Here is a 15,311-nt window from a genome sequence, read left to right on the forward strand (position 1 = left end):
ATCACCGCCTATTTCAAATCATATTCAGATAATCCATACGACTTCAATAACGAATCAAATCCTGACTTACCCAAATCAGCTATAATGTTTGATTTTTCATTTTTAAAGAAGCCTTTCAAATCCTGTCCTGATCCCGCCATCCTATCCAGGTTAGAATAATAATCTGCTTCAATTTCATTTTTGGTCGGCTCGGATCCTGCGGATGACTTTTGTTTTGCTAAATCATTCGCAATACTGTCCTGTGTTTTCTGATACTCAAACTGTTTATTCCTAAATGCCTGATCAGCTACAAATTCCTTATCGCGTTGGCTTAAGCTCGCCCATTGTAATCCTCTCGCCGCTGCTGCTTCCTTGATCTCTTGCTGGAAGTTCTTCTCTTGGAACGTATTTTCCCAAGCTTGCTGAGCCTTCTGCCAATCGAACTGTTCAGAGTTGAAGTTATTTTCCCACTCTTGCTGTCCAACTGCGAATTTGTAATCCCGATCTGATTCGAAATCAGCGCGATCAAGCTGGCGAGTAGTGACTCCTTGATTGAATGACATATCCTTAGCAGCCAGTGTTTGGGCTCCTGCACGGCCGACATTCGCAAGTCTGTCCTCTGTGCTGACATTTGCCCCGAATAACGAAGAATCAACACCCATTCCCGACAATTGCGCACGTAACGCATTAGCTTGTTTGTGATAAGCCGCTTTCTGTTCGGGAGTGCCCGTTTTCCACGCCTCGCCTAACTGTGTAACTTGATTGATTAAGCCGCGGGCTTCAGGAGAAAGGTACATTCCCGTCAACTCACCTTCAGCTAATCCGTAATTACGGTCAGCATCTGTCCTATTCGCTGAGAAGTTGAGCATATCCGCAGCATTACGGATCTTATCCTGATAATCTGCGCGAGCTTGATCGTAGAACTGAGGTATTGCCGACAACGCTTCTTGCTCCGCTCCCTGTTGGATCTGTGCAAGCTGTGAACCGGTCACGCTACTATTCAGGATGCCGCGTGAATTAAGTGCCTCCATAGCCGATTGTGACGCCGCACCAGCTCTCTTTTGAGCGAGTTGCTGATAAGCTTGGTAGCGCGGATCAGTATTAGGGTCATAACTGAACGTCGAGTCTAGCATGCTTTGCAGATTGTCATAGTTTGACTGCTGCTTTTGCTGCCAATCGCTATACGCTGGCGTTGAATAGCTAGATGTAGACGTTTGTTTGGGCTCAGGTACGGTTTGTGAGGATGGAACTCCATAACCGCTTGAAGCACCTGCTGCTTGTTTTGTGGTGCTTGTTGCGGCAGTAGATCCACCAAGTGTATTCACTCCCCCCGCACTTGGAGGTGCAGGTACAGGCGTATTGACGACTGCGGACTTGACCGGGCTCTTCTTCGCTGCTGCGTATGGATCAGGTACGGCCATAATGATTCCCCTTTCTGAGCATAAAAAAGAGCCGGCTATTGAGCCGACTCTAGTTCTGCTATTTGATTATTTATTTCGGTTAGTTGGGATTGAAGATCTGCAAGATTGGTTTCGTGCTCAGTTAAAGCTGTTTTTAATTCTGCAAGTCTTCTTAGTCTTTCATTCTTAATAATTTCATTTGTCTCTTTCTCTTCCAGCAACTTTTCTAGTCTTGCAATCATACTGTCGTCTGCTGTTAAACTGTCGATGGAATCCTGCACAAGAGAAATTTGTATTTCAATCTCTTGCTTTTTAATATTTAATTGCGTCAATAGCGAAGCCTTCTCCTCTATTGTTATCACACCCTTTTCATATGACACCACCGCGCCTAGCGCTTCTGCAACATCACGTACAGGAGCATAGCTTTTAGCGTCAACAATAATTGCGGAACTCATTGTTTTTCCATCTATTTTAACAGTGGCTTCGCCTTGAATCTTCTTACCTATCTTCGAGACCGTCTCAGCCATAACCTGACCTGAAGCCATTAATAATGCGCCAACCACAACACCAACGACAAACTTTTTCATTCCACAACCTCATTTCCATTTTTAGCCTAGTATAACACATTGACTAATTAATAGAATTAAGAAGTACGAATACCATTGGAAAAGGTTATTGGAGTTGTTGCTGCACCGCCAGAACTAGAAGCCACATATACCGTACCACTTACCCCAATGAAGGAATTAGCTTTTAAATTTAATTCTTGTTGTAGATTTCTGCCATTATTAATATTCTTCAAGTATGTCCAGTTAGTAAAATTTGTACTAGGAGGCATCATCAAACCGTCAGGAGAAAATATTTCAAATTCAGCTGAACTGTAGATCCCCGCTGGACTTGTACTAGCTGCGTCAAACCCAATCACGATTCTTTCTGCTCCTTGAACAATATTAACTGCCGGTGAATCACTAAAGCTGTTTACAGGTTCAACCGAAACATAACCTGTTGCTGCTTGAGCTGCCCTAAATAAGTTGTCCGTTGAGCTCATTTCACTACGTGGATACGTCCCCTCCGCAGTAGCTATATAAGCACCGTAAATCTCTCCGGATGTAAGCTTCCCCATATCGGCGGTAATGGCTGACAATTCATCTACTGATATGTTTTCGGCTATGATCCCTTTCACTCTCAGGTTTTCAAAATCAATATTTCCGTTCAACAGCCAGCGAAGAATCTTCTGAAGCTTAGCAACCTCTTCGCTTAGTGCTTCTAACGACATAGCTTCTTTTGCAACGTTAATATTTGCTTGTGCCATCTCTTCACCTCATTGGAAGTTCGCGCAATTGGCGAGTGATTTCATGTATCGTTACAGGGCCCGTAGCTACGATCTTCAGACGTACCGCATTTACGTTAGCGATCGAGTTCGTAGGGACGAGTATCTGCTTATAGAACATGTTCGTGTTGGCTGTGATTGTCTTACATAGCGTCCAGTTGTTGCCCGATGGCTCACCGCTTATATAAATGCTCAAGCTGCTGCCTGTTGGAATAGAAGCAGACAGCCACAGCTTATACCATTGCTGTTTACGCGCCATAGAAGCGGCTGTAAACGGCTTAGTAATCGCTGTGGCTGTGATAGGTGTTCCGTTGTCTGTCGTGCCTCCAATGAGCAATACGCGCCCTGTAGCATCGCCCATATAGAACTTAACGCCGACGCGAATCATTTGAGTTACAGCGATGTTATTCCATGTATACCAGCCGCCTGTACGAACATTGTACTGAAGGATCATATTGTTCTGAGCAGTGCCGTTTGCTGGGATGCCGAAGTACATCCTCTCTCCATCCGAACCGGCAACGCATTTTATCGATGATGCTGCGCTAATGCTTAGTACAGTCCTCAGTATAGCGTCTGAGAAGCTTCTACTCGGTCTTAGTCCACCTGAGTACTGATAGATACCGTCTCTCGATACAAACGGTACAATGGCATCATGGAGCGCTACAGCCTTATTGCTTGTTACGCCTATATCAGTTGCAACGTCAGTATCTAGTTTGTAGCTTGTCGGGCCCGTTCCGTAGAGCTCGGCGGTCGATGATGGCTTAAACACGGTGACGTGACCTGTTCCAGCGCTCAATCCGTTAATATTCTCTCCGTTCGGTGTCTCATACGCGATCTCACCAGCATCATCGACCGTTGTCCAATCGTCAGCTTTGCTTAGCGCTGAGTACTTTACGATGTTGTCTTTGGCACAATAGAGCCTATTGGCTTGTGTATCGATAAAGTTACCACCTGCAGGAGCACCAGTTAGATTCTGAACCGTAGCTCCATCATATCGTTTGATCGTATCTACACCGTTTGCTCCGATAAGGTTAATACCAGTCAGATTGCCTTTAAAATTGGTGAACGACCATTCAGCCGTTGTATTTAATCCTGTTGCTAGCTGCGTCCATGTTCCGTCACCATTCAACCGCCGCCATGTTCCATCACTAAAAATCCCATGAAGCTCACTGTCCCTCCAAGCTCCCAAGCCGAGGACAGCAGAAGATCCGAATTGCCCTACAACGCTGTATCCTGGTCTCGTTGATATGGCTGGGTAGTTATCTGGAGAGAAGTTTATCAGCTCGGTGAATAATTCGTCGGGTAAATTGAAACCTTCGTCATCAGGCTTGTATACACCGTCAAACTTTCGAATCGGTATAGGCTCTTGTACGCCTCTAATTGACCCCCAGTATGACATTCGTTGCCTCCTTTCTCTCACTAATCAGCAGGATATAGCTCTATCAATACACTTTCTAGTGTGACGGAATCAGCTGCGTTGCTTAACGTTGTTGTAAAGCTAATTTGCATCCCGTTGTTAAGCGTGTCGTTAGCCATCGTAATGGCTGCAGAAGCGGTCTTTCCAAAGTTGTAGGAATTCGCCGGTTGAGCTTTCTGTGCAGTCCATGAGTTGACATTCCAGAAGTCCGTCAAATACCTTGCACTCAATTCAGTCGTTGCAGATTCGTTAAAAAGATCCTGCGCCCCGATGTGGATTCTTATGTTTTTGTTGGTTGAACCGGTCATTGACCAGTTGGTATATATTCGGACTCTGCCATTTTTACCGATCGTCGCAGCCGGAATTGTGAAAGTCTTTATGACGGTCGTTGACGTGTTTCCCGTGTGTATGATCGGAGCATTTAGGCAATGTATAATTGCAGGTTGATTGCTGTATTGGAGACCGTATGAAGCAACATCAACTTTTTTCTGCGATCGATCCGTCCAAGCTGGCCCGAGAGCAATGTTAGTCCATCGTGTTGGGTCATATTGCAACGGCGTACAAACTGCTTGAGCATGAGTGTTTCCGGATATTAAGCCACCACTCAGCACCGATCCTGCCGTGTTTACAAACTTGATATCTACAGCATTTGTAGAGTTTCTGAACATGTTTCCGACGATTGTCGGCGCGCAAATGTTGTTCGTCAAAGCGTTGTTGTAGTCACCATTGATTAGAATAGCACCCAACGTGTTAACCTCTATCTGACAGCCGGTAATAATGTGTTCTGTTCCCGATTCAGTAGCTTTATTGATCGTGATTCCATACCCGTTTGAACGGTCAATCAAGCAGCCGGTAAACTTCATTCCACCCGTTCCTATGAGGTTGATTCCCTTACCACCAGTGAATCCGCAGCCGACAATATCAGAGTCACCCATTTCAGTGTCAAAGATATACGCTGTCGATGCGTCCGGCGCTCTTAACTGCGTTCCATGCATCGATGCTGTCCATGATGGGTTAGCTGATGCGAGTTTACGTGTCCTCATTACGCCGCCAGCTAAGTTCGTTGTTTCAGCGCGGACGAAGTACATATTCATTCCGACCGGCTCAATAAAGTCGAAAATGTAATCGTAAGTTCCAGTTGCACGGATACTTAATGCATTAAAACCAAAATGCACGATCATAGCGCCCATATTTCGGTTACGAATACACGATGTTGCTGTGCCGGTGAAGATTAACTTGGCATTCCCGAGTGTTGAATTTGTATCACTGTTAACGTGCGTCCCGAATCCGCTTAATACGTGACCAGTGTCTATAAGCAACTGCCCATTAATGATGTAATTGCCGGTTGGGAAAAACACGCTTTTAAAATTATCGAGCACATATTGAATCGCTGCTCTATCATCTGTTACGCCGTCACCTTTAGCGCCGTAATCTTTAACACTTACCCCGCGTTCATTGAGGTACGGTTTCAATTGAGCTTCAAAGGCTACTTGGTTTAAGTTAGCTTTTTGTATTAGTTCACTCATTTGTTGCATGGCTATTGAGTAAGCACTTTGCCCCATAAACTCACCACCTTGTCGTTTCTTTAACTCTTCGCAATCCCATCTTTTTCAGGTCACGCTGAGCATCTTTGAAAATTGCATCATAGTCGGATTGGAAATTGTTTTTCATATCAACATCACGCTGTATTCCCGCAATCCATGCCGCGGCATCATAGACATACAGTTCGTGGTAATCTTCAGGAAAGTTAGGAATTGAATTAAGGTCGCTATAATTTAGCGCAATAGGTCGAGAACGATAGTAAATGAAAGCTTCTTTACCTGCTGCTGGTGCTGGATTAATGAACAAAGCACCTTCAAAAGCAGTGCAGAAGTGACTAGGGGGGCTCTGAATTTCAGGAGTTACTTTTAGGTATTCCAAATCATCAATGACCACACACCGTATTCGATCCTCTGAGCAGTCGTCGGGCAGGTCATAATAAGGTATCTCCACTGTCGTAAAGCCATATATAGTTTCAGGCAGTACGAACTTACGAAACAGCCGCTTAGAGAGCTCATTGAACCTGCCGACTATTTGTGCGTCGGTCAGGTCATTGTCGATCTCAAGCCGGACACGTTCAAGCAGCTCTCCTGTTTTCATGCGCTCACTCCTCCCATCATCACCGATCGTTTATCGCCTCGGTACATTTCACGTGCAAAGTCATGAGCTAATAGATCTTTCTTCGCTTCTATGTGGCGTTCACGCTCATCATCAGCTCTTTCGACGACTGCTGTTGCGCTGAATCCGTTAGCAGTGTGGATCTTCCGTATATGGTCAACAATGTCGCTTGTAAGCACTGGCCATCCTGGTTGTGGCAGCTTCATGACCGCTAACTCAGTCATTCCGTCCATAATCAAGTGTTCTCCTGTATGGGGATTCCACATGAGGTATAGGTGTTCGTCATACGCCTGTAATTGCGGCTCAACATCGTACAAATCATTAATCATCACGCGAGTAAAGCCATTTCGATAGTGCCGATTCATAAGTGTTCCTGCCTTTCTGAGATAATAGAAAAAAAGAGGAGTCCGAAGACCCCTCTCGATAAGTGCAGTATTAGTATCCAGCCGGTTCGTTAAGGTCGCCCAACTCGCCGAAAGCGTTACGAGCGTGGCAAACCATCGTTTCATAGCTGAATGCGGTCGCTTCATACGCTGGTTTTCCAGCGACACGGGAGAACATGCTGCCGTCCTCGTCCATGAAATCAAGCTCCGAAGTGTAATACAGTCCAAGATCATCCCAGTTACCAGCCCAAATCCGTTTCGACGGCATGTAACGGTCAACGATAAGCGGCAATCCATCGAACTCGATAGCTTTATATCCACCTTCCAAGTCCATCGGGTTAACGAAACGCTTCATGGAAGTCAGTACGCCTTCATAGGAAGCCCGGATACCGTGCGATCCTGCCAGCCATTCCACCTTTTTACCCGATGTGATATCTAGACGGTCGATAAGGGAGCGAATAAGTTGGTCACTAACCGCACGGCCTGTGCCACCATTCGCCATTACCGTTGCTTTCCACCATCCGTATGTTGCCGGGTCAAGCGTTTGAAGCGTTTTTGTTTTGCTGATGATACCCGCAAGCCCCATAGGCTCAAGGTTCAGCGCGCCTTTTGTTACTGCAATATCGTTAGCCGTAGTTGCAACAGCTGCACCCGAAATTGTGATCGTCTTAGCGTCATAATCAACCGCTGTAATCGTTCTAGCAGTCGCTACAGACGTACTCGGCAGTGTATAAATGTCGATTTGTTGGTTAACGAAGAACAGGCGCACATCGTCAACTGTGAGCGTCGTAGCCGCTGCTTGAGTCGGGAATACAGCAAGCTTACCGCTACCATCACCAAGGGACACACGGCGCATGTATTGCTGCAGATCAGTCGTTAGACCTTTAACCTCAGACGTTAGAGCGCGAAGGTAAGCTGTTTCATCACGTTTGGATGCTTGAATCGTCGCATTGGATACTTGCAAGCGACCATGTACAAACGCTACGTTACCTGTCGAGCCCTTGTATCCTTGTTGTCCGGCCGTTGGGAGATCTCCCATTTCAGTACCGGCACCCACGCCGCTGTTACGTCCGTAGTGATGAGCAATGTAGAAGTTCTTGCCGTCGCCATCGATCTTTTCAGCTTTCTGTTTCAGTTTCATGATGAAGTAGTTAGAGCCGTTGTTAACCTGCTCCTGTACCTCGGGAAGGTAATCGATCTTTAGTGCGTCACCAATTGTTGTCAAATCTGCTGGCATGTTGTTTCCTCCTTATTCGGCTGTCCGGGCTTTTATCCGAGCAATTGCTCGTTGTTCTGCTCCTTTGAATCCACCACCTAAAGGTATGGACTGAGCTGCAGCACCGGGCGCTCCTTCTGTTTTTATTCCTTTTTTGGAATTGAGATAGTTGGTAACAGCGTCTTTGCTCACCGTAGCCAATTTGGCTTCTAACGCATCGGCTTTCATTGCCTTGAATGCGATCTCCGGCTTAGATACTTCGTTTTCGTGCATGTACTTCCATAGTTCGAGATGGTCAACAGCCTTGCCGTCGATCTCTTTTCCCTCGCAGAAGGTCTTCAGCGTACCCTCGAACTCTAGAGCTGCCTTTTCAGCCGCTCCCTTTGCTTCCAATTCGTCCGCTTTAGCTGCCTTTGCCTCTAATTGTTCAAGGCGTTTCTGCACTTCAGGCGGTACGTTTGATTCCTCTGCACGCTCTTGGAGCTCAATCAGTTCGATCTGCTCTTTAAGCGACAGGGCATCAGATAGACCGGTAGTTTTAAGCAGGTACTCGGTCGATTTCTTGTGCGTATCGAAGTCTTTGTACTCGTCACGCAGCTTCTGAATCTCTGCATCCTTCTCCGCTTTCCACTTTTCTTGAGCAGCAGCTAAGCGTTTAGAGAATGCAACGTCTTCTTTACCCTGCTCGGCGGCAGCACCTTGATCGCCCGTTTGGGTTTCTGTTCCTTGCAATTGCTCCCCGGCGACAGAAGCTGTTTCAACGCCCGATGCAGAGCCGCCATTTTCGGCAAACTGCTGCAAGTTTAGTGCGAAACGGAATTTGCGGTACTTACTCATGCTCATTACCTCCTGTTATGCGGCGGCCATAACGGTTCAACGCCCGCGAATGGAAAGAGAATAGGCGTTAGGATTCTCACCCAACGCCCGTTAGAAATCTATTGTTTCATAGCAGCTACCGCTATTTGCGTTTGAGCCTTAATGCTGTCACGCTGGATAGCTGCCTGTTGATCCTGTTGCTTCATCTCGACCTGTGTCTTCTGTGCTTGTGCTTGCTGCTCTGCCTGTGCGGCTTGCTGAGCCCTCATAGGAGCTTCCAAGCGGTCTACATGCTCCTGATAATGCTGATCCACTAGAGCCCTCATTTCTGGCGGCATTTCACGGTATCGGCTAGACTTGCGGAACGTGTTGTGAACGAGAATATGAACCTCGTCGTCGTCAGAATCCCATATATGAGGGATGCCAGGAGGCGGAGGAGGCATTAACTGCTCCAATTGCGCTAATTGATCAGGTGGAGCTCCTGCCGCTTGTAGCTGTTGTTGCGCTGCCTTTGCTGACTGAATTGCTTGGGCGTACTCCGCAGCCACTTGCAAGAACTCTTGATCCTCTGCCAAGTCCTCGAACTTCTTATTCTCCATTTTGGCGTTGTTGTTATCCAATGCCTCTTGTTCGAATAGCTCCGTCGAGTCACCCATACCCATAAGCCGTAGCAGTTTAGCGGGATCAGGCGTACCGTCTTTCTTTACGATCGCTCCTGATTTCCACATGACCATGATACGTTCTTGCTGAGCGGCTTTCATTTCAGGCAAGCTAGACCCCTGAACGATGTTGACGTCTTCGAATCCGGTGAGATCAGAGCCGTTGAAGCTGATTAGCTCAATCTCGTTATCTTCGCCAAGTATGCGCCCTTGTCGTTCCTCAGTGTAATGTGCCTTGAGAAGCCTTAGGATGCGCTGCATGACCTTCTTCATACCGTTCTCATAGTTCTGTGAGGCAACTGATAGCTTCTCGTTCTCCTGCTCAACCATGAGCTCCAATCCGCCTAGTGTATCCAATCCAGCTGGCATACGCCCTTGGCTGACTTCTCTCGAGCCCGACATATCATCAAGGTCGATCGCATTGTTAGCGAGCTCGTTATTGTAGAATGATGGAATGTCAGGCGCCGGTACTCTTTCAGGCTTAGCTCCTTGGTTCGGAACGTAATCCATAATGCCGCCAATCTCATTCGTCATCATTTCTTCATCTGCACCACTGCCGATAGGATTGAGCCAAATCGAATTCCCCATCCTACGTGAGTGTGTCGCCACCATCGAGCGAAGAATGTTGATCTCACGTTGCGGCGCTATTAGGTCAGTAACGATCGCATCGTACAGCAATGATCCCGGTATCGGAATGTACCCGAATAACTGATACGGTAGCTCGCCTGATTCCTCGCTATAATCGAGCTCCTTGCCGTCACAAACCGTTATCTTAGCGCCTTTAGGATACTTCTTACACGGTTTGTACCATAGCTCATCAACAAGCGCCTGATTCTGCGTCTTAGACGACCCACTTGCACCAATCCCCTCTGAGCCCATCCTCGTAATGTCATACCGGCTAAGATAACCGATATTCTTATCAGGATTGACCTTTACCCCGTATTCCTCGAAGATATCGTCAACGTCTCGAGCCTTACGCTCAATAATCCAACGTATCTCTTCTTCAGTTGTAGCGGCAGGATCAGCAAAAACCGTCAGAGGATCGCATACTCTTGCTCGTATAACACCCTCGTAGATGGGCTTTTTATCGCCTTTCACCCACTCTTCATAGGCATCCTCTCCCTCTACGGGAGTTAATTCAGTACCAGCCTCAGCGTCGAACCACGTTTTTAACCAAGCTCGTTTTTGTGTCAGCATGTACAGAAATAAGTCCTTTGTCTTGCTGCTCAGGTCAAGCTCTTGCCACAGCACGTGGAGGTACTTGTCAGCACCTTTAGCTGCGTCAATGTCTACCTGCTCTTTACTGCCAGGGATTACATCGTACTTCAACTTATTTTTGATGTGCTTAGCAAGTAGCGTTATGACACGCGGCCTAATCTTATTGCGCGTTACTCGCTCCTCACCCGATACCCTTGGGAGTTCGCGGACGCTGTTAGCAGCTCGATCCCAACCAATCCACTGATTGCCGACAAAGTAACTGACATTTACTAACTGCTGCCTGATGTCCGTCCAGTTCTCGGCACTCTTAATTAACGTACTAACGCGGTCAGGTGTGAGCCGTTTAGACTCCGTTTCACCTACCGCGTCGGCAACCTTATCCGTATTCTGTTTAGCCACGGCTCACTATCACTCCTCACTTGTCTCTCAATGATGCTCTCGCCATATCGCGCAACTTCGTCTCACGCGCTTGCGAAGCATATTCAACGCCGTTAGCGTCTAGCCATTCGCGCAGCTTAGTGAGGTCCATAGCATCGAACTGATCGCCACCAGCCGCTTTTGTGATCGTAATTACGTAGCCTGGTATGACTACCTCCTCGATTCGTGCGGGTAGAAAGTGGAATGTCGGATCTACCTCTTCTCGTCGCTCGTAAGCGTCTTGCTCGTCAGCAGCCACTCCAAACTTTTCATCAAGGCCGCTGGTGTATTTGTATAGTTTCATGTTCATCCTCCTTACATGGGTTCTAGTGTTGGTGCTTCTTTAACGCCATGCTGAGCCTTGATTACCTTCACCTCAGCATGTTTGAGCTCTCCAAAGCTTGGAGCTTGGATGCGATCGAGAAGCTGTTTGCGCTCCTCCTGCCACCTTTCACGCTCTACATTGTACTGTCGCTCCTTTTCTCGCATGGAGTACAACCAAGCAAAGAGTATGGCAATAGCGACTGCGGCGAGTAGTGTCTCGTTCATGACGTTCTCACCATTGCAGTCATCTCTCTTTCTGCGAACAGTGTCATCAAGCTCGACGCAGCCATTAGCCCAATTTCACGGGCAGATAAGTTGCTGAAATCTCTTATGTGCCATGCGATACTTTTCGTTGAATTCTTTTTGTTCTCTGCATAAACCAATATTGTCTTATCATCAGTAGGTATTGGGTTTTCTCTGTGACCTTCAAAATCCATAAGGCTCACTGAGATATCATGACTTCTTGTAAATTCAGAGTCTCCCATGAATTCCTTGGCAGTATCAAGAATTAACTGCTCGTTCATAATGCTTGCATCCCCTTTCTGCTTGGTTTACCTTGATTTGCGATGTTGCGTCTTACCCTTGCTTCAGGACTGTTGTCATAATCAGGCTTCTTCTTCATGCGCTCAATGAACAACATGCACTCATCATTTAATGCGTACCGTACAGCATCTATGGAGTGATTGTTTTTGTCAGGGAAGCCAGCTTTGAAGTTACCGTTAGCATCCTTGTCGAGCTCGTATGTCAAGAACTCACGCGCTGTCTCAGGGCATCGGGTATCATCGATAATGATTGATTCAAGATCCTGCAAAAACTTGACCCCGTACTCTACTGAGTCGGGGCCCTTCTTCACGCTGCGTATCCGCATACCGTACTGCAGGAGCTCGTTAATGCTCTTAGGCTCTGCTGAATCGGCTATAACTTCCTGATTGTCCTTGTTCTCTTCTGATATGTGCCTGTATGCCATTACGTTAGACATACCGACTTTGTATAGCTCATGGTAGATATATAACCGCTTATGCTTCCTGTCATAGTGCATGACCAGATAAGACAGCGGATCGATCGCATAACCAAAGTCTAACCCGCGTCGAACGTTGTAAAAGTCCTCAATCTCTTCATCGCTGATCTTCCTACATTGGACATTCGCGAATACCTCGCCGCCTGTGCCGGTCACTGATCCAAGATACTCATGCTCATAACTCAGCGGCTTTATAGATTTAAGGTGCTCAGCCTCGACAATGAACTGTTCACCTAACCATTCACGCGGAACCGTTAAATAGCTTGTGTGATGCGTCAAACGATCAGGCCGTGTAAACTTGGATTCTGCATTCACCCAGTTATTAGCACTCTTAGGTGGATTGTACGAGTAAAATACAGTGAACTTCTTACCGCCACGCATAAGAGACTGATTAATCATCCGTACCTCTTCCATGCTTGTGAACTCGTCAAGCTCCTCGTACCATATGAACTTTGTATACCCTCGGCTGAACTTCATGGACTTGATCTTCTTCGGCTTATCTGCGCCTCTGAATCGTATCTCTTGCCCTGTAGGGATGTAGGTGATAACTAACTTCGCCTCAGGTATGTTCCAGTAATCCTCAACGCCCAACGCCTCTATTGCCCATGTAAGCTGCTCAAACACTGACTCCTTGAGCGTATCCTTTACCTTACGCAACACTACGGCGTTTGCATTAGGATCGGACATGATACCAAGTATGACTTCGATCGCTACGAATGATGATTTTGTGCTTCCTCGTCCACCGCTTAACCAGTAATGCGTGTGTCCATCTCGTTTAATGTCGAGGTGAACTGAATGGAACGATGGAGCGATTACGCTGGATAGCTGCGTCATTTGATATCATCTACGATCGTAACGCCCATATTACCGCTATGTTCGAGCTCTTGTTTATCTCTCCATTCACGCGGCTTGCGGTTCTTCAGCCAAAAAATAAGAGCTGTCGTGTTGGGATGTGCTACCTTCCTCAACTCAATCGGCTCTCCTGTGATCTTATTTAGTTCCTCTTCGCGGTAATCATAGCCTAATGCAGCTTTGAGCAGTGCGTTCTCGACCATTGCATCGATAACTTCACGCCCGTTTTTTAAGGCCTCCACTAACTCTGGATAAAGCTTTTGATATTCATAAAAGGTTGCAGGTGCTACATCAAGGTTTTCTGATATCTGATCAACTGTCAGCCCGTCCCGAGCCCATGCTTCAATAAGCAATAGTTTCGGTTTTACATGGGTATCATACTTACTCGGTCGTGCCATACTATCCCTCCTCTCTCCACTAGTGCTTAGTCTCCGACCGGCTTCCAATCCTCTATCTTCGGCAGTGTCTTCCACTCACCCGAATCGTAGTATTGTTGTTCTTCTTCAGTCATTTCCCTCATTACTGGCTCAGACCGCTCCATCAATATCCCTCCTCTCACTTAGCCCCACGCATAAATCCAACCACCGCTACAGCTACTATCGCCCATACTGTGATAGTGAGTGCGATCATAGCAGCTTACCTAGTATCATCCCAGCCGTTATAGCCGCGGTCATCAGTAATACTTCTTTGCTGAACATTTCACGTAGCAGATGTTTGAATGCTCGTTTCATTTGTGGCAAGCTCCTGTGCAATAACAGCCGCCATTCATTGCTGCAAAACATTTATCGTTCGCATGAGTCTTTAACGGTTTCATGCCTACTCCGCAGGTTATCGTTGTGTACGCCAATCCGTCTTGATCTTTATTCCCTTTAAGCCAGTCTGGCATCTTTCCTAGTGGCGGCTTAATGTGGATACCGTCTCTACGCATATCGTCCATGAGTTTTAGGTAGGTTGCTAACTCCTCCGGCGTTCCATGCACTTCTATACCGTTAATCGTTGCTTTCACTTCAATCACCTCCTACGACTTGAATTCCTTCACTATCGCATCGTAAAACTCTTTGCTTATTTCTTTCGTGTCCAGCCCACTGTAGTCTTCCAACTCAATGTAGAACTTTCCACCACTCTCGTATGCAAAGACTTCACCGTAATAATTGCTGATGCCTAGCGATACTTTTCCATCCATCGATCTCGACTCCTAAACAGACAAAAGACGCTCATAAGAGCGCCCTGTCAGGTCACATAGAATATCTATTGCTGTGCTTACACCCTATTGGGTCAGCTTTAGATCAAAATTATTACGTGGTCACAGGCCATTCTCCTGTGAATGCCGACACTCCGCAACGAGCGCGATTTCAGGTCACGTCGTTATTCGACTTATGCCATAAGCGTCTCTCTTCCGCCACCACGTATCGACCGGGAAACCCGATCCCTATATGAAAAGCGCAAGGGGCGCTAATCACCAAAACGAGGAAACGGCGTGAACAGCGGCTGCGCATCCAGCTACCTGTTGCTCATTCGCCAGTTTCCTATAATACGATTATATACCGTGTTACCCACCAAAAAACCGTCAAAAAACCGTCACGAAACACTCAATTCTCTGCATTTGCTGTGCTTTTCGATATATGGGGCTTTAACTCGTGTGAATCTTAGCGCCTCCGTCAGTATCGACAATGCCCGTTTGTGTTGGCGCTCTACGGTCGTAACGCTTAAGTGTCGTTGGTCGGCTATCTGCCGCAATGTAATATCGTGGATCCACTTGAGCTTAATTACGATCCGCTCGTCATCGGTAAGCACTTCCAATGCGCCTTCCACATCCTCAACGATACGTTTGTAGTCCATGTAATCCATATAATCCTCGTATGAGGTAGTCCCCATATCTGCCGCTTTACCCACCATTGCAAAGAATCTCTCCGGCGCTCCTGATCCTCCAGGCATTCCGCTGTAATTAGCTATCCCTGCGCTTGGAACGATTATATGTCGCTCATATCGAGATATGGCGTATTTGTATGCTGGTAGCGATTTGAGAGCTTCTGTGATCTGTTCTCGGTTCATTTTGATTCCTCCCCGTCTCTCGAAGTGATTATTATTGGACCAATCTTTACTTCTTTCTTCCCCATGAACCTAGTCG

The 15,311-nt window shown here is 46.8% G+C and carries 18 protein-coding genes; all 18 read right to left on the reverse strand.

The annotated features are described in order from the left end of the window. Nucleotides 1-8: 8 nt before the first annotated feature. The 18 genes from AC0YN0_RS16315 to AC0YN0_RS16400 all read right to left on the reverse strand — a co-directional run bounded on the left by AC0YN0_RS16315 (nt 9) and on the right by AC0YN0_RS16400 (nt 15,235). Complete coding sequence (locus tag AC0YN0_RS16315; RefSeq protein ID WP_475822197.1) at nt 9-1,400, reverse strand: hypothetical protein; 1,392 nt, start codon at nt 1,398-1,400, stop codon at nt 9-11. A 35-nt stretch (nt 1,401-1,435) separates the two neighbouring features. Continuing rightward, the gene (locus AC0YN0_RS16320) at nt 1,436-1,966 is read right to left on the reverse strand and encodes a hypothetical protein (RefSeq protein WP_475822198.1); all 531 of its coding nucleotides are present in this window, start codon (nt 1,964-1,966) and stop codon (nt 1,436-1,438) included. A gap of 56 nt (nt 1,967-2,022) precedes the next feature. Continuing rightward, on the reverse strand, nt 2,023-2,688 hold the full coding sequence (locus AC0YN0_RS16325) for a hypothetical protein (RefSeq protein WP_475822199.1): 666 nt from the start codon (nt 2,686-2,688) through the stop codon (nt 2,023-2,025). 4 nt (nt 2,689-2,692) lie between these two features. Next, a complete protein-coding gene (locus AC0YN0_RS16330; protein WP_475822200.1) occupies nt 2,693-4,105 on the reverse strand; it encodes a hypothetical protein in 1,413 nt (470 codons plus the stop codon). A 20-nt stretch (nt 4,106-4,125) separates the two neighbouring features. Then, a complete protein-coding gene (locus tag AC0YN0_RS16335; protein WP_475822201.1) occupies nt 4,126-5,685 on the reverse strand; it encodes a right-handed parallel beta-helix repeat-containing protein in 1,560 nt (519 codons plus the stop codon). A gap of 4 nt (nt 5,686-5,689) precedes the next feature. Then, nucleotides 5,690-6,262: a phage adaptor protein gene (locus AC0YN0_RS16340; RefSeq protein WP_475822202.1), complete on the reverse strand. Its 573-nt coding sequence runs from the start codon at nt 6,260-6,262 to the stop codon at nt 5,690-5,692. Further along, complete coding sequence (locus tag AC0YN0_RS16345) at nt 6,259-6,645, reverse strand: 2,3-dihydroxybenzoate--AMP ligase (RefSeq protein WP_475822203.1); 387 nt, start codon at nt 6,643-6,645, stop codon at nt 6,259-6,261. The genes AC0YN0_RS16340 and AC0YN0_RS16345 overlap by 4 nt, the downstream gene beginning before the upstream one ends. A 70-nt stretch (nt 6,646-6,715) precedes the next feature. Continuing rightward, nucleotides 6,716-7,900, reverse strand: coding sequence for a phage major capsid protein (locus AC0YN0_RS16350; protein WP_475822204.1), 1,185 nt, complete (start codon nt 7,898-7,900; stop codon nt 6,716-6,718). Between the two features lie 12 nt (nt 7,901-7,912). Then, a complete protein-coding gene (locus AC0YN0_RS16355) occupies nt 7,913-8,716 on the reverse strand; it encodes a hypothetical protein (protein WP_475822205.1) in 804 nt (267 codons plus the stop codon). A 98-nt stretch (nt 8,717-8,814) separates the two neighbouring features. Then, nucleotides 8,815-10,971, reverse strand: a complete 2,157-nt coding sequence (locus AC0YN0_RS16360) for a portal protein (protein WP_475822206.1) — start codon at nt 10,969-10,971, stop codon at nt 8,815-8,817. Nucleotides 10,972-10,987: 16 nt separating this feature from the next. Next, on the reverse strand, nt 10,988-11,293 hold the full coding sequence (locus tag AC0YN0_RS16365) for a hypothetical protein (RefSeq protein ID WP_475822207.1): 306 nt from the start codon (nt 11,291-11,293) through the stop codon (nt 10,988-10,990). Nucleotides 11,294-11,304: 11 nt separating this feature from the next. Then, nucleotides 11,305-11,538 (reverse strand): hypothetical protein, encoded by a 234-nt coding sequence (locus AC0YN0_RS16370; RefSeq protein ID WP_475822208.1) that lies wholly within the window; start codon nt 11,536-11,538, stop codon nt 11,305-11,307. Next, the gene (locus tag AC0YN0_RS16375) at nt 11,535-11,837 is read right to left on the reverse strand and encodes a hypothetical protein (RefSeq protein WP_475822209.1); all 303 of its coding nucleotides are present in this window, start codon (nt 11,835-11,837) and stop codon (nt 11,535-11,537) included. The genes AC0YN0_RS16370 and AC0YN0_RS16375 overlap by 4 nt, the downstream gene beginning before the upstream one ends. After that, a complete protein-coding gene (locus AC0YN0_RS16380) occupies nt 11,834-13,165 on the reverse strand; it encodes a PBSX family phage terminase large subunit (RefSeq protein WP_475822210.1) in 1,332 nt (443 codons plus the stop codon). Before AC0YN0_RS16380 ends, AC0YN0_RS16375 begins: the two co-directional genes overlap by 4 nt. After that, on the reverse strand, nt 13,162-13,581 hold the full coding sequence (locus tag AC0YN0_RS16385) for a hypothetical protein (RefSeq protein ID WP_475822211.1): 420 nt from the start codon (nt 13,579-13,581) through the stop codon (nt 13,162-13,164). The genes AC0YN0_RS16380 and AC0YN0_RS16385 overlap by 4 nt, the downstream gene beginning before the upstream one ends. A gap of 329 nt (nt 13,582-13,910) precedes the next feature. Further along, nucleotides 13,911-14,189, reverse strand: coding sequence for a hypothetical protein (locus tag AC0YN0_RS16390; protein ID WP_475822212.1), 279 nt, complete (start codon nt 14,187-14,189; stop codon nt 13,911-13,913). 12 nt (nt 14,190-14,201) lie between these two features. Next, nucleotides 14,202-14,366, reverse strand: a complete 165-nt coding sequence (locus AC0YN0_RS16395; protein ID WP_475822213.1) for a hypothetical protein — start codon at nt 14,364-14,366, stop codon at nt 14,202-14,204. A 395-nt stretch (nt 14,367-14,761) separates the two neighbouring features. After that, nucleotides 14,762-15,235, reverse strand: coding sequence for a sigma-70 family RNA polymerase sigma factor (locus tag AC0YN0_RS16400; protein WP_475822214.1), 474 nt, complete (start codon nt 15,233-15,235; stop codon nt 14,762-14,764). Between the last annotated feature and the right edge of the window lie 76 nt (nt 15,236-15,311).

This window comes from Paenibacillus sp. J22P218, assembly GCF_056269195.1.

Coding starts and splice junctions, on each gene's coding strand:
- AC0YN0_RS16385 (WP_475822211.1), bottom strand. CDS start 13,581: ATGGCACGACCGAGTAAGTATGATACCCATGTAAAACCGAAACTATTG.
- AC0YN0_RS16370 (WP_475822208.1), bottom strand. CDS start 11,538: ATGAACGAGACACTACTCGCCGCAGTCGCTATTGCCATACTCTTTGCT.
- AC0YN0_RS16380 (WP_475822210.1), bottom strand. CDS start 13,165: ATGACGCAGCTATCCAGCGTAATCGCTCCATCGTTCCATTCAGTTCAC.
- AC0YN0_RS16365 (WP_475822207.1), bottom strand. CDS start 11,293: ATGAAACTATACAAATACACCAGCGGCCTTGATGAAAAGTTTGGAGTG.
- AC0YN0_RS16325 (WP_475822199.1), bottom strand. CDS start 2,688: ATGGCACAAGCAAATATTAACGTTGCAAAAGAAGCTATGTCGTTAGAA.
- AC0YN0_RS16320 (WP_475822198.1), bottom strand. CDS start 1,966: ATGAAAAAGTTTGTCGTTGGTGTTGTGGTTGGCGCATTATTAATGGCT.
- AC0YN0_RS16315 (WP_475822197.1), bottom strand. CDS start 1,400: ATGGCCGTACCTGATCCATACGCAGCAGCGAAGAAGAGCCCGGTCAAG.
- AC0YN0_RS16345 (WP_475822203.1), bottom strand. CDS start 6,645: ATGAATCGGCACTATCGAAATGGCTTTACTCGCGTGATGATTAATGAT.
- AC0YN0_RS16400 (WP_475822214.1), bottom strand. CDS start 15,235: ATGAACCGAGAACAGATCACAGAAGCTCTCAAATCGCTACCAGCATAC.
- AC0YN0_RS16395 (WP_475822213.1), bottom strand. CDS start 14,366: ATGGATGGAAAAGTATCGCTAGGCATCAGCAATTATTACGGTGAAGTC.
- AC0YN0_RS16335 (WP_475822201.1), bottom strand. CDS start 5,685: ATGGGGCAAAGTGCTTACTCAATAGCCATGCAACAAATGAGTGAACTA.
- AC0YN0_RS16375 (WP_475822209.1), bottom strand. CDS start 11,837: ATGAACGAGCAGTTAATTCTTGATACTGCCAAGGAATTCATGGGAGAC.
- AC0YN0_RS16350 (WP_475822204.1), bottom strand. CDS start 7,900: ATGCCAGCAGATTTGACAACAATTGGTGACGCACTAAAGATCGATTAC.
- AC0YN0_RS16340 (WP_475822202.1), bottom strand. CDS start 6,262: ATGAAAACAGGAGAGCTGCTTGAACGTGTCCGGCTTGAGATCGACAAT.
- AC0YN0_RS16355 (WP_475822205.1), bottom strand. CDS start 8,716: ATGAGTAAGTACCGCAAATTCCGTTTCGCACTAAACTTGCAGCAGTTT.
- AC0YN0_RS16330 (WP_475822200.1), bottom strand. CDS start 4,105: ATGTCATACTGGGGGTCAATTAGAGGCGTACAAGAGCCTATACCGATT.